This window comes from Hyphomicrobiales bacterium (assembly GCA_017642935.1).
GTDB lineage: Bacteria > Pseudomonadota > Alphaproteobacteria > Rhizobiales > MH13 > MH13.
Genome location: JAEPOK010000001.1, coordinates 1,864,499 through 1,884,341, shown reverse-complemented (window position 1 = coordinate 1,884,341; position 19,843 = coordinate 1,864,499). Strand labels below are relative to the sequence as shown.

Here is a 19,843-nt window from a genome sequence, read left to right as displayed (position 1 = left end):
CACACAATGCGGTAGTGGATTGCGCACCCCTTAACGCCCCCTAAGGCTCAGTTTGAGAAGATCTGAGCGCGAGTGAATGCGCTTGTCCAGCCATAGCGGCGCCAGCACCAGTGCCGTCCACCTCTCTATAGGTCCCAGATCGGCCTCTTCGATCTGCTGAAGCAAAACGCGCTGCGCCTTTTGCCTACGCCTGCGCATCGCGCTGGTAGGGTCAAGCGAGGGGCCGCGTGTAGCACCGATGCGTTGGGTAAACCTTGCCTGAGAATCCGCCCGCACGGACTGACTGAAGAGTACTGGAAGAAGGGTAAGATGATCCCAGCCCCACAGTTCTCCATAATCTGCGCCAACGCTGTCAAACGCATCTTTAAGCGTTTGGCGATGCCAGAGCCCATATATCCAACTTGCATGTGCTCTCATCATGAGGTCCTTGACCATGCCAAAACCTCGCCCGCCGCTCAATTTGCGGGGTGGGTGAGCTAGCCGGCGTCGAACGCTACCATCAGGCTTGACCCGCAGAGTTTCGACTTGCGCCACCGCTAGGCGGCAAGTGGGGTCTGTGAACTGCGCCTGCAATCGCTCGACATAATCTGCAGAGGATAGATCATCGTGGGCGCGCCACATGAAAAGTTCGTCCGAGGCTTGCCTGAGCAACCAGTCAAAGTTTGCAAAAGCATCACTGGTCTGAGCATGACGGTGATGCTCAAAATTGTCATAACGGCTAGCATAGTCTTGGCAGATATCAGACGTGCCGTCGGTTGACGCATTGTCGGAGATTATCACGCGGAATTCTGCCGCGCTCTGGCCCGCCAAGCATTCCAGGCATTCACCTATCAGTTGGACCCCATTGTACACCGGCACTCCAATTGTTGTTCGCAATTCTTAGTCCTTTTGGGCACACACTTTCGTCGTCGTTCAGCACGGTCAGATTGCAGCCGACGCAAAGCGTGGGGCTGGTTCTGATCGGTAACGAAAACGAGGTGTTAGGCGGGTTTCTAACAATCCGCGCTCGAGATGGCTGAGCATAACTCCGGCTGCCTTTCAATCATTTGGGGCGTTTGCAAGCTGCTTTCTGTCCCCTTGCGGTCATGATTTCCATTCTGGATATCGTTGTAAACCCAAGCGACATGAGTGGGCGTCCTTCGCCGATCTACTCCATAGCCACAATCGGCGGAAAGTAGGTCGCCTCATCCCCGTCCTTCCAGGTTGGGTACTTGTCCATGATGGCCGTGAAGCGTTGAGAATCCAAAAATCGTTCCAGCCAGGCCTGAAGATTTGGCCAGGGTTGGGCGTCAAACCAGTCTTTATCGATGAACGCAAATTGCCGCACAAACGGGAGAATGGCGTTGTCGGCTAAGCTCTCGCGACCAAACATCCAACTGTCGATCTGGGCATTGAGATCAGACAAAAAAACCGAGGCCTTGTCGCGTTCCGCATTAGGGTCGGTGCCTGGATAGCGGGTTTCATACTTGGTGCGATCAAGCGCTTGTTTGAACGGTCCGTCAGCCCGCTCGATCCAAGCGTGGCCCTCATCGGGCATGGCAAGCCAGCCGTCCGGATCGTTTTGCTTCAAAGCCCACAGCATCACGTCCAGGCTTTCATCGATCACCTCGGTCGGTGTGACGAGGCATGGCACCGTCGCGCTGGGTGACACATCCAAAAAGGCTTGCGGCTTGTCGCGCAGCACGACCTCGCGCAGTTCGACTTCAACACCTGAAACCAGCAAGGCAAGGCGCGCCCGCATGGCGTAGGGGCAGCGGCGAAAGGAGTAGAGGACAGGCGTCATGACGGCGTTGGTTTACACTGCAGCGACCGATCAAAGAAGAGCTGTCAACGCGAAACGCTCTAGCGCAGCAACCAAGAAGCGGTGTCTTCGTCCGTCACAAGATGTGTGGCATACCCGCCGTGCAGCGCAGCTTCGATAGCCTCGCGTTTGCTTTTGCCACAGGCGACTAACATACGCATGGCGATGGCGCGTAATTGGTCTAGCGACGCGCCGACCAGCCGACCTGTTAACGGGCCGTCCAGCCAGTTGCCATCCTTGTCGATGAAGTGCCCCCAGAACACGCCTTTGGCGCCCATTGCCACATAGGTGTCGAGCTCATCCTGCGTGGCCATGCCCGAGCCCACCAGGGTGAGCGGGTGGCTCAGACTACCAACCGAGAACAATGCTTTGGTGAGGTCTGCGAGCTCGTTCAACTGCCGGGCAATGATCGGTTCCTCGCGCAGTTGCGATGCCAGATCAACCGAAGACACAACCGCAGGCGCGTGCAGCGTGCGGCACGGCGCCAGTGTGCGCCGGGCAATCTCAATCGTGCAGGCTTCAGGCGCAAACAGCGCGTTGAAATCCATCGACCCGATCAGTTGGTAGCAAGTGAGACCCGGCACCGGCCCGTTGGGAAACGTGTTCGCCACATGCTGGATGGTCTCACCCCAAGCGATGCCAAGCTTGTCGCGCGGCTCCAGTAGATCACGCATGGCCGAGGCTGCCAGTTGCCCAACCCGTTCCAGCACACCTTCGTCGCGCTGCGGCTCCACATCATTATGCGCAATGTAGCAGTCTGTCAGGCCATACCGCTCTGTCAGTTTGCGCGAAAGCGGCGAGGCGGTGAAGCTTTCGCCGCGAATGCGGATATCGACAATGCCAAGGTCACGGGCGAGCCGCAGATAGTTCACGATGGTTGCACGCGACAGACCAATGCGCTGGGCGATCTCGCTCTGCGTCAGCCCTTCGCGGTAGTAGAGCATGGCCACATGGGCGAGCTGCGCCTCGGAGTGGCTGGCATCCTTGGCTGTCTTCCCGTCCGGCATTCAGACTCCTACCTCAAAGCGGCTTCGATGTTGCCGCCATCGACCGTTACCACATGGCCGGTGGTGCGTTCCATGTGCGCCAAGGCAGTGAAAGCATCGGCCACATGATGGGCCTCCACTTCGCGCTTCAACAGATTGCCAGCCATGTAAGAGGCTTCATCGGTGCCGCGCGCTTTGGCCCGCTCAGCGATGAAGTCATCCGTCAGAAGACCGGAGCGGATACGATCAGCGTTGACGCCATTGACCCGAATGCCCTGATCTCCAAGCTCCAGAGCAAGCTGCCGCATCAGGAAGAAGGTCGTTGCTTTGGGCATGCCGTAGGCGCCGAAATTCTTACCCGGATTCACCGCCTGTTTGGAGATGTTGAAGAGCATCTGCCCGCCACGTCCCTGACGCGCAAACAAAGCTGCTGCTTCCTTGGCAAAACGCTGATGGGAGAAGAAGTTAAGCTCAAAGGCCGCCCGCAACTGCTCATCGGTGAGATCAGCAAGCGCGCCGCTCAGCGCCGCGCCTGCATTGGACAACAAGATATCCAGCCCACCGAACCGCTGCGTCACCTGATCCATCGCCTGCTCGGCGGCATCAGGATCGGTCACATCTAGGGCCAGGCCATCATGGCTAGCGCCCAAGCTTTTCAACGCTGCGGCCAGCTGGTCCTTGTCGCGATCCACCAGAAAGACACTTGCGCCAAGGGCCGCAAACGCTTTGGCAATCGCGTGTCCAATGGCACCGCCTCCACCGGTGACCATCACCACACGGCTGGCAAAGGCGGCAGGCTTGCCCTTGCCGAGCTTGGCCTGCTCCAGTGACCAATACTCCATGTCGAAAAGATCGTTCTCTTGGATGGGTTTGAAGCCGCCAACATCCTCGCCAAAAGCACGAACCCGCAAATTCTGCTCACCAAGATCGGCAGCAATATGGGCCGCCTTGTCTGATGATCCGATGCCGATCAGCCCAAAGCCTTCTGCCCAAACCAAATTGGGGCTAGGGGAGAGCATCTTGCGGTCGTTTCCAACGCGCGCATTCTGCCGGGTGAAATAGGCCTCATACTCCGCTTTGAACGCATTGATCTTGGCCGTGATCGCCTCCTGTGAGGCAAGGTCATCCTTCGAAAGCACCAGCGGTTTGGCTTTGGTGCGGATTACATGGTCGGGAGAAGCAACGCCGCGTGTCGCCAAATCGGTGGCATCGTTACGCTCAAAGAACGTCATGACTTCCGATCCGTTGCGCAGCGCAAGGATCGGCATAGCGGCATCCGCATGGTCCGCGGCCAACGCACCGCGCAATCGTGCCAACCCGTCGGGAGCCTGGGCTGGCAAACGTACCTGAAGCGACGTTGCTTCCTGCATTTTCAGGAAATCAGCCACCTCATTGGTGTGCGAAACAATTAGATCGTAGCTGGATTTGGCATCTGGCCCGAACGCGAAATGGCCATGCTTCAACAGCAGCAAGCCCTCAACATCGGGGTTGGAATCGTAGACTTCCGCCGCCGCCTTGGCCAAAGCGAAACCGGGCATGATGTAAGGAACGATGCCCAGCCGGCCGCCGAATATCTGCCGCGCCACGTCTTCGGCGTTGGGCAAATTGGCCAGGACCAGAAACGGTGTGGCGTGGGTGTGATCGACAAAGGTGTGCGGCAGGAAGGCGTGCAGCAGCGTCTCAACGGACGGGTTCGGCGCGGTGGAATCAAGCAGGTTCTGCCGTTGGACATTGACCATCTCTTCGTCCGACAGAGCGTCAAGCGCGCGCAGCGCAAGCAGTGGGTCAAGACGAACCCCGGGCAGACCAGGCGCCTGGATGGTATCAAGATCCCAGCCTGAACCCTTCACATGCAGAACGCGCTGCGGCTCACCAAACAAATCAGGCCGCGTCACCTTCACAGACGTGTTGCCCCCGCCATGCATCACAAGGTCGGGGTTCTGGCCAATAATCTGGCTTGTGTAGACGCGATGGGCCAACACTTTATCGGCCTCGCTGGCATCGGGCCCAAGCGCATCCACCCACGCTTGCGCGTCTGCATCACTCCATCGATTGTCGATCATATCGGTTCGGCCGCCGCGCGTTCAGGAAACAGCGTGGCCAAGCCCTCTGGCGACGCCTCGCAAACGCCGCGCTCGGTGATGAGGCCGGTGACGAGACGAGCAGGGGTCACGTCAAAGGCTGAGTTGCCAAGCGGTGATCCATCAGGCGACACCTGCGCCTCGCCAATCAACCCATCTGCCAAAACGCCTTGAATGTGCGAAACTTCGCGGCCCGGGCGCTCTTCGATGGGAATTTCCTTCACCCCATCCTGCACCGTCCAATCGATGGTGGGTGAGGGCAGGGCCACATAAAACGGCACGCCATTGTCATGGGCGGCGAGCGCTTTGAGATAGGTGCCGATCTTGTTACAGACATCGCCGCGCGCCGTGGTGCGGTCGGTGCCGGTGATCACCATATCCACTTGCCCGTGCTGCATCAGATGGCCGCCTGCATTGTCGGTAATGTAGGCGTGGTTGATGCCGTGGCTGCCCACCTCCCAGGCGGTCAGCGCGCCTTGGTTGCGCGGGCGGGTTTCATCCACCCAAACATGGATCGGCAGGCCAGCATTGGCCGCGTGATACATCGGACTGGTGGCGGTGCCCCAGTCGACGGTCGCAAGCCAACCGGCATTGCAATGAGTCAGCAACCGCACCGGCTCGCCAGCGGGTTTCTTCGCCGCGATCTGTTTGATGATTTCTAGCCCGTGGACGCCGATCATCCGATTGATCTCAACATCCTCGTCAGCGATCTCGTGCGCTAGCCTCATCGCAGCGTCAGCCCGGTCGGCGGGCGCCAGCGGCTGCAAATATGTCCTACACCTGTCCAGCGCCCATTTCAGATTGATCGCGGTGGGGCGCGTGTCGTGGAGCACATCCCAGGCGCTGTTCAGCGCAGCGTCGGAGGGATCACGACGCATCTCTTCGGCCATGCCATAGGCCGCTGTCGCTCCGATCAGCGGGGCGCCGCGCACCCACATGTCGCGGATGGCTGTGGCAAAGCTTTCCAGGCTTTTCAGCGAGACGATCTTAAACGCATGCGGCAGCCAGCGCTGGTCGATGATGCGCACCTCATCGGTGTCCGCATCGTACCAGATGGAGCGGTAGTGCGTGCCATCGACTTTCATAGCAGGTCCTTTGCGTTCGTTTCCCGCGCCAACGCGATTAGCTCGTCAACGTTGGATGGGCGCTTGAGCAAGATGGCGCGACCAAGATCGAGGCTTCGCGCCTCCAGTTTGGCGCGCGCAGCGGTGTCCTCAATGGTCTCGAAATCAGCGTTGTGCGCCAGCGTTAGGATGCGCCGGTGCAGCTCCACGCCGCAAAAGCCCATCGCGTCGTTCCAGATGTGGTTGAGCAGCGCATCGCGCGCGCCGTCTGAAGACTGACCCTGATCTTCCAAAAGCGCCGGGGGATAGAGAATGCCCGTGCGTTCGTTGGCCCAGAGGTGAGCAAACTCGGCGTGGAAGGTTATGCTGGTCTCGCGCGTGACGTCGAGAAGCCAGTTCTGATAGCCGTCCAGCTCATCGGCAGAGCGATGGGCAGGCTGGCTGAAATAGGCCATCAGATAGTTCGCAATCAGCATCCCAAGGTCGAAACCAAGCGGGCCGTAAAACGCGAATTCGGGATCGATCACCTTCGTATCGGTGTCAGTGCACATCACCGAGCCGGTGTGCAGGTCGCCGTGCATCAGCGTTTCGCCGCCCGACGTGAACCGCATCAGCATGAACTGTGCGGCAGCCTTCAGCGCGGGATCGGCCCGTAGCTCATCGACGACCGGCTGAAGCTCAGGCGTGTGATGGTTGCGCTCAGCGTCATGGTAGCTGTCGGTGAACACCAACTGCTCGGTGATGTCACACAGCTCCACATTGCCAGTGAATAGAGCCGTATCAGCCTTCTTCTCGCCGGCGTTCATCGCAAGGTCAGAGCCGCGAAAGGCGGTGCGGGCGCAGAACAGCCCGAGCGCCTTGCCCAAACCATCGACACTTTCGCCCTTGATCAGCTTGCCACGCAAAATGATGTGCGGTGACAGATACTCCATCACGATCAGCGCTTGAGCTTCATCGAAATGGTAGATGTCGGGCACCATGCCAGGGTCACGTGCGGCTTGGCGTGTCAGAGCGTGAAATTCAAAGAAGGCGCGCTTCAATGGAAGCGGCCAGCTGTCGCCGACCAATCGCACATAGGGCAAGGCCTGCTTCACCACCACGCGGCCAGATGGCCCAGTGACGATGAACACCAGGTTCAAATTGCCATCGCCAACTTCTTCAACTGACCAACTGGCCGGATCGGCCCCAACGCGTGTTGAAAGGTCAGCTACGCCGACAAGCCGGCCAGGCAGCGTTTCAACGCTGAGCGCTTTATAGTCATGTGGAGTTTGAGTGGTCGCCACGGGTTCGTTCCTCCTATGCTGCACACCTCATTTGGTGGGTGCGCCTGCTCGAACCTTATTCATTAACCGCAAGTCTGGTCGTCCAATTCGCCATTTGTCAAGTGCTCTTGACTTTTGCCATTTGGGCGCTCACGATCATCCTCAGGGAGCAACCATGGACAAACCATGGGCGAACAACAAACGGGCCACCAGCCTATGCAACACGCCGCGTGCCGCGTCGTCGGAATCGAAAAAGCCTTTGGGCCAAACCGCGTTTTGCGGGGCATCGATCTTACGATCCCAGCCGGTCAGATCACCGTGCTGATGGGCGCGAACGGCGCTGGCAAATCCACATTGGTGAAAATTCTTTGCGGTGTGCATGCATGCGATGGCGGCAGCATCGAACTGTTTGGCGAATCGTTTTCCCCCGCATCCCCCAGCCAGGCGATTGAAGCTGGCGTGGTCACCGTCCACCAGTCCATCAATGATGGCGTAATCCCTGACCTTGACGTTGCTTCCAACCTGATGCTCGACCGCCTGAACGAGCCGGGTGCAGGTTTCTTCATCAACCAGGGCAAGCTGCGTAAGGATGCACGCAAAATTGCGTCGGCCATGGGCTTGGACATTGATGTGCGCACGCAGGTTTCTGATTTGGGTGTCGCCGAGCGCCAGCTGATTGCTATCGCCCGCGCCATGGCCAAGGATCCGAAAGTTCTCATCCTTGATGAGCCGACTTCATCGCTCTCGGCCACGGAAGCTGAGCGTCTCTTCAAGCTGCTCGATCACTTGCGTGAAACTGGCGTCGCGATCCTCTACATCTCGCACCGTATGTCGGACATTCGCCGCATCGCCGACCGCATCATTTCGATGCGCGATGGTCAGATTTCTGGCACGTTCGAAACCGAGCCGCTCGACTATGAAGGCGCTGTTACGGCCATGCTTGGCCATGCCATGACAGCAGTCGACATCAACGTCGCCACCGAAGGCGAGCCCGTGATCGAACTGGACGGCTTGAAGCTCTCTGAAGGCGGCGCACCGATCACTTTGACGATCCACCGCAACGAGGTGGTGGCGATCACCGGGCTGTTGGGCAGCGGCAAGACCAAGCTTGCCTCGATCCTGTTCGGCATGGAGAAGCCGCTCGCTGGCCAGATGCGTTTGGCCGGTAAGGCCTACACACCCGCCTCACCAGAAGCTGCCATCGCCGCTGGTGTGTTTATGTCGCCCAAAGACCGCGCGTCGAATGGCGTTATCCCAACCTTCGATATCACGCAAAATCTCACCTTGCCGTTCACCGCCCGCCATGCCCCTCTCTCCTTTTTGAGCAGGGCCAGCGAAAAGCGGACCACACAATCGATGATCGACCAGCTGGGCGTGGTCTGCCAATCACCCGCCGACGATATCGGCACGCTGTCGGGCGGCAACCAGCAAAAGGTGATGGTTGGCCGTTGGATGGCTGAAGCCAGTGAGCTTCTGGTGCTCGATGAGCCTTTCCAGGGCGTGGATATCCGCGCCCGCCGCGACATTGGCCGCTCCATCCGCGATACCGCCAGCGAGCGTGCGACCATCGTTTTTGCTGCCGAACTGGATGAGGCGCTCGAAATCGCTGACCGCATTCTTGTCCTTTACGAGCACAGCCTGGTGGGCGAGCACCGCAATGAGGATGTCGACTTGGGCGCTATGCTGGCGCAGGTGTCCGGTCAGGCAAACCAGTCTTCCAACATAGAAACACACGCTTCATGACAACCGACACGCAGACCTCCCAACCTGATACCGCAAAGCCTCTTCCCCCGAGTGTCGACCGGTCGCAGACGCTGGTGAACCTGGCCATCCGGTATGGTTTTTTGTGCCTGCTACTGGGTCTGATCGTCTTCTTCTCGCTCGCCACCAATGGTTTTGCGGGTCCGCGTTCTGCTGCCTTCATCTTCCAGTCCGTGGCGATCACGGGCATCTTGGCGCTTGGCGTTACCTGCACGCTGGTCGTGGGCGGCTTTGATCTTTCCATCGGGTCGGTTGCAACATCAGCGCTGATGCTCTCGGCCTACATGATGGTGGTGCTCGAACAGTCGGCGTTTGTGGCCGTGCTGGCCTGTCTGATGATGGGGGCCTTTGTTGGCCTCATCAACGGTCTGTTGATTGTGAAAATGCGCGTTCCAGACCTTTTGGCGACGCTTGGCATGATGTTCCTGCTAATCGGCTTACAGCGCATCCCGACCGAGGGGCGCTCCATTTCCACCGGCATGACCTTGCCGGGTGGCGACGTGGCTGAAGGCGTCTTTTCGCCCGCTTTCCTTTGGCTGGGCCGGCACCGGTTTGACTTCGTGCTGGAAGATTTGATCCCGGTACCGGTGATCGTATTTCTGATCGTCGGACTCCTGGTCTGGGTGTTTTTGGAACTTACCCGTCATGGCCGCCTGATGTACGCCATCGGCTCCAATGAGCGCGCCACCGCGCTCGCTGGCACCAATGTTAATCGCTACAAGATCACTGCTTACATGATCTCCGGCGTCATGGCCTCCATCGGAGGTATCTTGCTGGCCGCTCGTCTCGGGCGTGGCGACATCGCCTCTGGCAACAATCTGCTGCTCGACAGTGTGGCGGCCGCCTTGATCGGTTTTGCTGTGCTCGGCGCTGCCAAACCCAACGCCTTCGGCACGGCCATTGGTGCGCTGTTCGTCGGCGTTTTGTTGCAAGGCCTCACCATGATGAACGCGCCTTACTACACCCAGGATTTCGTCAAAGGCGGCGTCCTTGTCGTCGCGCTCATGTTCACCTTTGCCCTTTCCACGCGCAAGCGTGGCGGGGGGCATTAAGCGCCATCTGAAAAGTGGGAACCGGTTTTCGGAACAATGGCGCGTCAGACAAAGAAACAGAGCAAGCGCGCATGCGCGCTTGCTCGAACCGGGTCATACACCCGCAAAAAGACCGAACTTGAAAAGGGAGAAACTCCAATGATCGGCACAAAACGAACTTTCATGAAAATGGTGGCCGGCGCGCTTGTCGCCTCCACCGGCATGACCGGCGCTGCGCTCGCCCAGGACATGCCTGCCCCGTTTGACAATGCTGGCGACGTGCAAATCGCACTGGTGCGGTATCTCTCCACCGGTGATTTCTTCCAGGCCTATCTGGCAGGCGTTGAGGCCCAATCCGAAGCGCTCGGCGTCGATCTACGTGTCTTTGACAGCCGTCAGGATGCGGCGTTGCAGGCCGACATGGTCGACCAAGCCATCGCGCTTGGTGTGGACGGCATCATCATCCAGCATGGTTTGACAGAGTCGATGCGTGAGGCTGCCCAACGTGCCGTCGATGCAGGCATTCGTGTTGTCGCCTTCGATGTTAACGTGGAAAATGAATCCATCCCGCAGATCGAGCAGTCCGATTATCTGCTTGGCCGCATGGCGCTGGATCAGGCGATTGAAGACAATGGCACCGAGTGGACTGCAGGCTACGTCTACGTGCCCGGCATCGCGCCGCTCGATCGTCGTGATGTTGCTTGGCAGGAAGTGCGTGAGGAAAACCCAGGCATCAATGAGGTTGCCCGCTTCGGCACCTTGGACAATCCGATCGCCAACTCCAACGCCAACCAGGCGCGCTCGGTGCTGCAGGCCAACCCCAACATCAATGTGGTGTTTGCACCCTATGACGAGTTCGCCAAAGGCGTGGTGATTGCGGTGAACGAGGCTGGCATGTCCTCAGATGTTTCGATCTACTCTGCCGACGTTTCCACCGCCGATATCGCCGTCATGCGGGAACCTGGCAGCCCGTGGAAGGCAACCGTTGCCACCAACCCCGCTGTTGTTGGCGAAGTGTCGGTGCGCGCGCTGGCCATCATGCTGGCCGGTGGCGATCCGGGTGCTCAGGTGGTCGTCCCACCGACCCTCATCACCCAGGATTTCCTCAATGAGGCTGACATTTCCAACATGGCGGATCTCTCCTCGGCCATGCCGCAGTTCCAGCACGCTGATGTGGCGATGACCGACTGGATGCCGCTGCCGCCACGTTAAGGCTGACCAGCCAAAGCGATTGCATGGGGGCCAACTTGGCCCCCTTGTTATGTCAAAAGATGCCCCAAACGGCATTTTGACAATTGTCAGTTCATTTGACTTATGCAAATGTTGCTCAACGAGTTCCCTAAGGAAAGGTGACGATGGCCATGATCCGTCGGAACGCAAAAACCACCGAAGAGATTGCGCTTGGCATTCGCCGTCGCGTGTTCGAGCACGCGATGCGCAACAATGGTGGGTATCTGAGCCAAGCCTGCTCCGCCGCTGAGCAATTGTCGTGGCTCTACAATGAGCAGTTGGAGCTTGGTGCGCCAACGCTGCCAATGATCCCCAAACCCTTTGGCGGTGTGCCGTCGGCTGACAATCCCACCTATCACACCGGCGCTGGTTACAATGGCCCAGAGCGCAGCGATCTGGATCGGCTTTTCATCGCCCCTGCCCACTATGCGCTGGTCGCTTACGCCACCCTGATTGAGGTCGGCCGCATGGCGCCGGAAGGCCTTGAGATGTTCAACAAGGATGGATCCTCGGTTGAAATGATCGGCGCAGAACACTCGCCCGGCATGGAGGTGCACAATGGCACGCTGGGCATCGGTTTCTCTACCGCAGCGGGCCTTGCCTGGGCGCGCAAGCGCAAGAAAGAGACCGGCAAAACCTGGGTCTTTATGTCCGACGGTGAGGTGCAGGAAGGCCAGACCTGGGAGGCCATTCAATGCGCCGCCCATCATGGCATCGACAATCTCTACGCCATCATGGATGTGAATCGTCAACAGTGCGACGGCGCCATGAGTTCGGTGATGGAAGTCGGCGACATCAAAACCAAGATGGAAAATTTCGGCGCTGTCGTCGTCTCCATCGACGGTCACAAGCTCGATGAGATGCGCGATGCCGTGCAGGAAAAGCACAAAGGCAAGCCGCTGATCATCCTCGCCAACACCTCGCCGTTCCGTGGCATGCCAACGCTGCAACGCCGCTTTCCTCGCCTCCACTATGTGCGCTTCAAATCCGAAGAAGAGCGCGCGGAGATGAACCACGACATTGCCCGCGCCCTTGGCGTTGATCCTGTCGATTACCAGGGAGCGCACTGATATGCCGGAGATGGTCAGTCGCCCCTATGAGCGGGCCTTTGAAGCCTATGCGATGGCGCACCCCGAAGTGCTGTGCCTGTCCGCAGATCTCACCTCGTCGTGCGAGATTGATAAATTCCGCGACAAGCATCCCGATAAGTTTCTCTCGCTGGGTATGGCTGAGCAGAACATGCTCTCCTTTGCCGGTGGTTTGGGCATGGCTGGCTTCCGCCCGTTCCTGCACACGTTCGGCGTGTTCCTCTATCGCCGCCCCTATGATCAGTTGATGGCGTCTATCGCTTATCCACGCCGCAAGGTTCGCTTGATGGGTTTTCTGCCCGGCGTCACGACGCCTGGTGGCATGACCCACCAAGCGATTGAAGACATCTCGGTGATGCGTTCGATCCCCAACATGACGATTCTGGAAACCGGCGATGCCACCGAGGTGGAATCGATCTGCGAGGCTGCCGATAGCATTGACGGCCCGGTCTATTGTCGCGTGCTGCGTGGCTCCGTGCCGCGCCTGTTCGATACGCCGATTGAAGTCGGCAAGATGCGCGAGCTGGCGCTGGGGGACGATGTTCTGATCGTCACGTCAGGCATCAGCACCGAGGAAGCACTGCGTGCACGCGGTGCTTTGGAAGAAAAGGGCGTCTCGGTGCGCCATCTGCATCTGAACACAATCAAACCGTTCGATGCCAAAGCCATGTTGGACCATATTCAGTCGGTCAAAGGTGGTGTGGTCACACTGGAAAACCACGTGACCGAAGGTGGCATCGGGTCGCTGCTTGCCGAGATTATGGCCGACAATGGCGTTGGCAAACGCCTGGTGCGGCTGGGCCTGAAAGACACCTATGCCCATGGCGGTTCTCGCGGCTATCTGATGAAGTATTATGGCCTGGATGCCACCGCCTTGGTGGCCGGTGTGGAAGATCTTTTAGGCGCTGAGCTCGGCATCACCGAGGATGATCTGACCACCGCGCGTGTCGATGCTGTTCACTCCACCGTCAAAGCCGAAGGTCTCTAATGCCGGGCGTTCTTGAGGGCCGGTTCAAGGTCACCTATCGCGTCTTTGCCAGCAGCCAAGCGCAGGCAGAGAAACGTGCGGTTGGTATCGCTCTAGAGCAGACCGTCGAGATACCACGCGATGTGGTGCCTGCCGGGTTCGTCGAAGACACTGTTATGGGACAGGTGGAAACGGTCACGCCATCGGGCGAGGGCGCGTTTGACGCTATCATCAGCTATAGCCCGCAAAGCACCGGCACCGAGTTGCCGCAACTTCTCAACGTGGTCATGGGCAACACGTCGATCCAGACCGGTGTCAAAACCATCGGCGTTGATCTGGGTCCACTGGCGGACGCCCATCCGGGCGCACGCTTTGGCATTGCAGGCCTGCGCAAACTGGCTGGCGCGCCACGCGGCCCATTGCTTTCGCCGGTGTTGAAGCCGCAGGGCTCCAGCGCGCAAACGCTGGCCGACATCGCCTATCGTTGCGCCGTCGGTGGCGCACATCTGGTGAAAGAAGATCATGGCCTGACCGATCAGCCCTGCGCCCCGTTCCGCGAACGCGTGCAGCGCATCGGTGAGGCGGTTGCCAAAGCCAACCAGGAAACAGGACGCACCACACTCTACTTCGCAGGCCTGGCCGGGCACAGCGAAGATCTGATGGACAATGCGCGCTTCGCCAAAGACCATGGCGTGCATGGGCTGCTGATTATGCCGGGCCTGTTTGGGTTTGATCTGGTGCGCCGCATCGCCCGCGATGAAACGCTCGCCATGCCGGTGATGACCCACCCGAGTTTTCTTGGACCTTATGTTCTGTCCAAAGACACTGGCCTTACCCACGCGATGATGTTCGGCACGCTGCAACGCATCGCTGGGTCGGACATTTCGGTGTTTCCAAATGTTGGTGGGCGCTTTGGGTTTACCGCCGAGGAATGCCTCTCCATTGCCGATGCTTGCCGCGATGATAGCGCACCGGGCCCGGGGATCTTTCCATCACCCGGCGGAGGCATGAGTGTAGAGCGCGCCACTGACATGAATGACATGTATGGGGAAGACGCCGTGTTCCTGCTCGGCGGCAATCTGCTACGCTATGGTGACAACATTGGCGAAGGCCTAGCCGAACTACACCGTGCTATCGACAAGAGCCTCTAACCGGCGGCTTCCTCTGACGCTAAGAAGGATTGAGCCTCTTCAGGCGTGTTAAGGTTCAGGAATGGCGCGCCCGAGGGCCATGCGACCGGCCACGCGCCCACCGCCTCAGCCAAGCTGTGCAGTGATCCTGATGCATCTACGCCTTCACGCGCTTTGACCAGCTCGGACACATGCCAATGCGCGAAGGTTGGATGAATACGCTTGGCATCCGCAGCCATGGCGCTGCCGGGCATCTCTGTCAGCTTCTCGTAGAGATCGTTTGGACAATGCGGTGTGTCCACTGGCGCCGTGAGAAAAGCATCCGCCTCGGCGTGATGCTCCTGCATCCAGGCCAGCATCCCAAAAATGCCAGCCAACGGACCTTGAAAGTTTGGATCGTCAGCCACGGTGGCAAGGCCGGTACCATAATCGATAGGCCCGACCAAACAGACCCGATCGACTTGTGGCGCGAGCCGCGCAATAACGCGATCCACCAGCCGCTCACCGCCCAGATCAAGCAGAGCTTTGTCTTCGCCCATACGGCGGCTTTTCCCGCCGGTTAGGATGGCTGCAATACGCATGGCATTGGCATAACCGCTTTTGCCTGACGCGCGAAGTGCTATAGCAAACTCCCAGCCGCCAGAGCAGCAGATCGCCCCGTGACGCTCGATCAGATCAAGACCTTTCTCTTCATCGTGCGCTACGGATCGGTGCGCGCCGCTGCTCAGCAGTTGCACATCACCCAGCCAGCTTTGTCGGCCCGCCTAGCAGCGCTGGAAGAAAGCTTGGGCGCACCGCTGTTTGAGCGCCGCGCCAAGGGGCTGGTGCTGACCAAATCTGGAGCCGACTTTGCGCCCTACGCTCGGCAGATGATGGACCTTGTGGGCCGTGTGCGCGCCGAGATCACCCCGCGCGATAAACTCACCGGTCAGCTGCGTATCGGCGCGGCAGAAACCATCGCCCAGGCCTGGTTGCCCGCTTTGGTCTCAGCAGTGCAGGCGCGCTACGATGCGCTGACGATTGAGGTGTCGGTGGATATCTCCGTCAATCTGCGTGACCAACTGCTCGACCGCTCCATCGACCTTGCGCTGCTGATGGGGCCAATCTCGGAATACAGCATTGAAAATATCGAGCTGCCCTCGTTTGAGCTGGGGTGGTTTTCAGCACCCGATCTTTGCCGCGATGGCACGCCCGACCTCAGCACCGTGGCAGTCATCACCTATGCCCGCAACACGCGGCCTTATCGCGAAGTACATGCCGCCCTGGTGGATCGCTTTGGCCCGTCGGTGCGCTTGTTTCCCTCCAGTTCGTTGTCCGCCTGTTTTGAGATGGTGACCGCCGGGCTTGGTGTTGGGGTTCTGCCCATCCGTCTGGCCCAAGCGCGCATCGCCCGCGGTGATCTCCAGCCGTTTGATCCGGGCTGGTCGGTCAATCCGCTTCGCTTCACCGCCTCTTACCTTGCCGAACCGGTTGATCGCGTGGCGGCCCAGGCGGCTTTGATCGCGCGCGACGTCGCCTCTAAGTGATAATAATAATTTATCGATACCTACAAATAATCACGATTTGACGTTATCGCACCCAAGCGGACACTCTTCATGCACACGAAGAGGAAGCCCCTTTGCTGCAAGCGCCTACCCCATCATCAATCAGCCATGCCGCCTTGAAAGGTGAGCCGTTGCAGACGGTGCGTGAGGTGATCCGCCAAGGTGCCTACACGCGCCATACAGCGGGTTTGGGCGCTGGGCATTTGCAATGCAACTTGGTCATTTTACCCCAATCTGACGCCGAAGCTTTTGAAGGCTACTGCGCGGCCAACTCGCAGGCCTGCCCCTTGGTCGGCATGACCAAGCCTGGTGACCAGACGATCCCTTCGCTGGGTGCTGATATCGATCTACGCACCGATGTGCCGCTATACAATGTCTACCGCAACGGCGTGCTCGACGCGTCGGTTACGGACCTGAACACGCTCTGGCAAGATGACTGGGTGGCTTTCGCCATCGGCTGCTCTTTCACCTTTGAACGGGCTTTGATGGAAGCGGGTATCGCGATGCGTCATGTGGAGCAGGACCGCACTGTGCCGATGTTCATAACCAATCGCCAGACAGTGCCAAGCGGCGTGTTCCATGGCGCGATGGTCGCCTCTATGCGCCCGATCGCTGAGCCTGACGTGGACCGCGCCATAACCATTTCCGCGCGCTATCCCCTTGCCCATGGCGCGCCCATTCACATTGGCGATCCCAAAGAGCTTGGTATCGCCGACCTTAACCTCCCCAACTGGGGCGACCAGCTGGACGTTCTTCCGGAAGAGGTGCCCGTGTTTTGGGCCTGCGGGGTGACGCCGCAAGTTGCCATCACCAACGCCAAGCCCGCCATCTGCGTGACCCACGCGCCGGGCTCCATGCTGATCACCGATCTCGATGAGTTCCACGGTGCCATTGGTGGAACCTTCGATGGGGCCTGACACCGATCACAAAACTACAAAAAACAATGCAAACAGGAGAGACTTTCGATGAAACGCACTCTGATCCTCACCCTTTCCACCACGCTCGGCGCAACGCTATTGGCCGCCCCGGCAATCTCCGAAGAGTTGGCCGTTGTCGGCTCGTGGAGTGGACTGCCGCTTCACCGTCAGTTCGAAGCGCCGTTTTGGAACGACGTTTTGAGTGAAGTCAGCCAAGGCAGCCTGTCCTCCGCGCTCACCACCCATGACCAGATGGGTATCGGTGGCGGTGATGTGTTCCGCATGCTCGGGGATGGCGTCTTTGATGTTGGTATGACTGTGGCCGATTACGCCGTGTCCGATGCCCCGGAACTGGAAGGTCTGGATGTGCCTCTCATTGCTACCGATGCGGCCTCAGCCCGCACCATGGTGGATGCGGCTCGCCCAATGGTTGCTGACATTTACGCTGACACCTTCAACGCCCATGTGCTCGCCATCGCGCCTTACCCACCGCAGGTCGTGTTCTGCAACGCGGATGTTGCAAGCCTGGCCGATCTTGAAGGCAAGAAAATCCGCGCTTCTGGCCGCATGACCGCGCTTTTCCTGGAAGCGCTCGGCGCTGAAGGCATCACACTCGGCTTCGGCGAGGTGCCTGGCGCGCTGCAACGCGGCGTCGTCGATTGCGCGATCACGGGCGCAGGTTCGGGCTACAATGCTGGTTGGTGGGAAGTCTCCACCCACCTGTTGGCGATCCCCCTTGGCGGCTGGGATCCAGTGGTCACAGCCATCAACATGGACACGTGGAACGGCCTGTCCGCAGAGGATCAGGCAACGCTGGAATCCGCCATCAAAGAGCAGTTTGAAGATCCAGCCTGGGAGGTGGCCCAGGATGGTCTTGCCATGGACATTGCCTGCCTTACCGGCACATCGGAATGCACCCTTGGCGATGCCCGCGACTTGGCGCTGGTTGAGGCCAGCGAGGAAGATGTGGCCCGCGCCCGCGATATTCTGGTCACCGAGGTTCTTCCCGATTGGGCTGAACGTGCCGGCGATGATTGGGCACAACGCTGGAACGCCAGCGTTGGCGAAGCAACCGGTGTGTCCATTCCACTGAACTAGAGTTCCGACCCTAACCAACAAACAGCCCGGACCCAACCAATGACCGCTGAGTCCCCTCTCATGGATCACCTGATTGACCGGGCTGTTTTGAGCCTCCGCCACATCAACGATGTTTTCGCTCTTGCGGCGGGGCTCGCTCTTCTTTTGACCGCTGGGTACATTTTGGCCGATATCATCTTGCGCCGCTTCGACGCTTCGTTCGGCGGCACAGATGAAATCTCCGGCTATGTCATGGCTGGTGTCACCAGTTGGGCCATGGCCTACGCACTCACCAAGCTTGCTCATGTGCGTATCGACCTTGTGCGCGTGAAACTTCGCCCGCTCGGCCGCGCACTGATGGACTGCTTGGCGCTTTGGACGCTGGCAGCCACTGCGCTTTATGTCGCCTATCAGGGCTGGCCGGTGCTTGCCCGTTCTCTCCGCCTTGGCTCCACCGCCAACACACCACTGGAAACGCCGCTCTGGATTCCGCAGGCCATCTGGTGGTCCGGCTGGGCCTGGTTCGCTTTCTCGGCCTCTGTTCTGGCGCTCGCACTCCTGTGGAACACCGCACGTGGCAGGCTGAAGCAAGCTGAAGCCGCCGGTGGCGTGGGGGCAGAGCTATGATCGCCTACATCGCCTTTGGTTTGCTTGGCTTGCTGGCAGCGTCCATCCCCGTCGGCATTGTTTTGTTCGTGCTGGCGTTCGGCATTGATGCGTTCTTCAGCCCTTTCCCCCTCATGCGCGGCCTTGGCCAGGTCGTCTGGTCCTCGTCCAACAGTGCCACGCTGATCGCAATTCCCTTCTTTGTGCTGCTTGGCGAAATTCTGGTGCGCAGCGGAGTGGCCGAGCGCACCTACACCGCGCTTGATCGCTGGGTGTCGTGGCTACCTGGCGGCTTAATACACGCCAACATTGGCACCGCCACGCTGTTCTCCGCGACATCAGGGTCGTCTGTGGCGACAGCCGCAACCGTGGCCACCGTTGCCATGCCTCAGGCCGAACAACTCAATTACAATCCACGGCTCTTCTCTGGTGCCATCGCCGCCGGTGGCACGCTGGGCATCATGATCCCGCCCTCGATCAACCTCATCGTTTATGGGTTTTTGACCGAAAGCTCGATCCCGCAACTGTTTCTTGCAGGCTTAGTCCCTGGCCTTCTGCTGGCGCTGATGTTCATGGCGATCACCGCCATACTCTGCACCATCAAACCTTCACTGGGCGGACCATCGCGATCCTCCAGTTGGGGTGAACGCATGGCGGGCTTATCTGACCTGCTGCCGATCCTGTTCCTGTTTGGCGCGATTGTCGGGTCCATCTACACCGGTTGGGCAACGCCCACCGAAGCGGCTGCCATTGGCGTTGCCATCGCGCTGCTGATTGCCGCCGTCAACAAGGGCCTATCGGTGCGCATGCTGGTGGACAGTTTGCGCGGCGCAGTTCGCATCACCGCGATGATCATGCTGGTGGTGATCGGCGCCTATGTGTTGAATTTTGCGCTGTCATCGGCTGGGCTTGGGCGCGCCCTTCAGGACTTGATGACGGGTCTCGGTTTGACCCCATTGATGACCCTCTTCGTCATCATCCTCATGTACATCATTTTGGGGTTCTTCATCGAAACCCTGTCGCTGATGGTCGCCACCATTCCCATCATCGTGCCCATCGTGGTTGGGCTCGGATACGACAAAATCTGGTTCGGCATCTTGATGATCATCCTGGTAGAGATGGCGCTCATCACGCCACCAGTGGGGTTGAACCTCTTTGTTGTGCAAGGCGCGCGGCGCAGCGGCTCTTTTACCGATGTAATGATCGGCGCCATCCCCTATGCGCTGGTGATGCTGTTGATGGTGGGCTTGCTGATCCTGTTCCCGCAGATCGCCCTCTTCCTGCCCTCCGGACTCTAG

General features: G+C 59.2%; 18 protein-coding genes. 11 read left to right on the top strand and 7 right to left on the bottom strand.

The window, feature by feature from the left end; translation table 11 throughout:
• Positions 1 to 30: 30 nt before the first annotated feature.
• The 6 genes from JJ917_08940 to JJ917_08915 all read right to left on the bottom strand — a co-directional run bounded on the left by JJ917_08940 (position 31) and on the right by JJ917_08915 (position 7,215).
• Positions 31 to 876, bottom strand: a complete 846-nt coding sequence (locus JJ917_08940; protein ID MBO6698943.1) for a glycosyltransferase family 2 protein — start codon at positions 874 to 876, stop codon at positions 31 to 33.
• A gap of 271 nt (positions 877 to 1,147) precedes the next feature.
• Positions 1,148 to 1,783 (bottom strand): glutathione S-transferase, encoded by a 636-nt coding sequence (locus JJ917_08935; protein MBO6698942.1) that lies wholly within the window; start codon positions 1,781 to 1,783, stop codon positions 1,148 to 1,150.
• A gap of 59 nt (positions 1,784 to 1,842) precedes the next feature.
• Positions 1,843 to 2,808, bottom strand: coding sequence for a sugar-binding transcriptional regulator (locus JJ917_08930; GenBank protein ID MBO6698941.1), 966 nt, complete (start codon positions 2,806 to 2,808; stop codon positions 1,843 to 1,845).
• Between the two features lie 8 nt (positions 2,809 to 2,816).
• Complete coding sequence (locus tag JJ917_08925) at positions 2,817 to 4,847, bottom strand: bifunctional aldolase/short-chain dehydrogenase (GenBank protein ID MBO6698940.1); 2,031 nt, start codon at positions 4,845 to 4,847, stop codon at positions 2,817 to 2,819.
• Entirely contained in the window at positions 4,847 to 5,953 is a 1,107-nt protein-coding gene (gene mtnA, locus JJ917_08920; GenBank protein ID MBO6698939.1) for an S-methyl-5-thioribose-1-phosphate isomerase, read from the bottom strand. The genes JJ917_08925 and mtnA overlap by 1 nt, the downstream gene beginning before the upstream one ends.
• Positions 5,950 to 7,215, bottom strand: a complete 1,266-nt coding sequence (locus JJ917_08915; protein MBO6698938.1) for an S-methyl-5-thioribose kinase — start codon at positions 7,213 to 7,215, stop codon at positions 5,950 to 5,952. Before JJ917_08915 ends, mtnA begins: the two co-directional genes overlap by 4 nt.
• A 195-nt stretch (positions 7,216 to 7,410) precedes the next feature.
• On the opposite strand from JJ917_08915, the gene JJ917_08910 reads away from it, so the two are divergent.
• The 6 genes from JJ917_08910 to JJ917_08885 all read left to right on the top strand — a co-directional run bounded on the left by JJ917_08910 (position 7,411) and on the right by JJ917_08885 (position 14,422).
• Positions 7,411 to 8,937, top strand: coding sequence for a sugar ABC transporter ATP-binding protein (locus tag JJ917_08910; protein MBO6698937.1), 1,527 nt, complete (start codon positions 7,411 to 7,413; stop codon positions 8,935 to 8,937).
• Complete coding sequence (locus JJ917_08905; GenBank protein MBO6698936.1) at positions 8,934 to 10,007, top strand: ABC transporter permease; 1,074 nt, start codon at positions 8,934 to 8,936, stop codon at positions 10,005 to 10,007. Before JJ917_08910 ends, JJ917_08905 begins: the two co-directional genes overlap by 4 nt.
• Positions 10,008 to 10,145: 138 nt before the next feature.
• Positions 10,146 to 11,198, top strand: coding sequence for a substrate-binding domain-containing protein (locus tag JJ917_08900; protein ID MBO6698935.1), 1,053 nt, complete (start codon positions 10,146 to 10,148; stop codon positions 11,196 to 11,198).
• A gap of 149 nt (positions 11,199 to 11,347) precedes the next feature.
• The gene (locus JJ917_08895; protein MBO6698934.1) at positions 11,348 to 12,286 is read left to right on the top strand and encodes a transketolase; all 939 of its coding nucleotides are present in this window, start codon (positions 11,348 to 11,350) and stop codon (positions 12,284 to 12,286) included.
• 1 nt (position 12,287) lies between these two features.
• Positions 12,288 to 13,292 (top strand): transketolase, encoded by a 1,005-nt coding sequence (locus tag JJ917_08890; protein MBO6698933.1) that lies wholly within the window; start codon positions 12,288 to 12,290, stop codon positions 13,290 to 13,292.
• Positions 13,292 to 14,422 (top strand): ribulose 1,5-bisphosphate carboxylase, encoded by a 1,131-nt coding sequence (locus tag JJ917_08885; protein ID MBO6698932.1) that lies wholly within the window; start codon positions 13,292 to 13,294, stop codon positions 14,420 to 14,422. The genes JJ917_08890 and JJ917_08885 overlap by 1 nt, the downstream gene beginning before the upstream one ends.
• On the opposite strand, the gene JJ917_08880 is transcribed toward JJ917_08885, so the two are convergent.
• A complete protein-coding gene (locus JJ917_08880; protein ID MBO6698931.1) occupies positions 14,419 to 14,982 on the bottom strand; it encodes a molybdenum cofactor guanylyltransferase in 564 nt (187 codons plus the stop codon). The genes JJ917_08885 and JJ917_08880 overlap by 4 nt on opposite strands.
• Positions 14,983 to 15,060: 78 nt before the next feature.
• Here JJ917_08880 and JJ917_08875 point away from each other — a divergent pair, with 78 nt between their 5' ends.
• From JJ917_08875 to JJ917_08855, 5 genes are all read left to right on the top strand, one after another.
• Positions 15,061 to 15,927 carry a LysR family transcriptional regulator gene (locus JJ917_08875; GenBank protein ID MBO6698930.1) on the top strand — a complete coding sequence of 289 codons (867 nt, stop codon included), beginning with the start codon at positions 15,061 to 15,063 and terminating at the stop codon, positions 15,925 to 15,927.
• 119 nt (positions 15,928 to 16,046) lie between these two features.
• Positions 16,047 to 16,862, top strand: a complete 816-nt coding sequence (locus JJ917_08870; protein MBO6698929.1) for a putative hydro-lyase — start codon at positions 16,047 to 16,049, stop codon at positions 16,860 to 16,862.
• Between the two features lie 48 nt (positions 16,863 to 16,910).
• Positions 16,911 to 17,960 carry a TRAP transporter substrate-binding protein gene (locus JJ917_08865; GenBank protein MBO6698928.1) on the top strand — a complete coding sequence of 350 codons (1,050 nt, stop codon included), beginning with the start codon at positions 16,911 to 16,913 and terminating at the stop codon, positions 17,958 to 17,960.
• 60 nt (positions 17,961 to 18,020) lie between these two features.
• Complete coding sequence (locus JJ917_08860) at positions 18,021 to 18,566, top strand: TRAP transporter small permease (GenBank protein MBO6698927.1); 546 nt, start codon at positions 18,021 to 18,023, stop codon at positions 18,564 to 18,566.
• On the top strand, positions 18,563 to 19,843 hold the full coding sequence (locus tag JJ917_08855) for a TRAP transporter large permease (GenBank protein MBO6698926.1): 1,281 nt from the start codon (positions 18,563 to 18,565) through the stop codon (positions 19,841 to 19,843). The genes JJ917_08860 and JJ917_08855 overlap by 4 nt, the downstream gene beginning before the upstream one ends.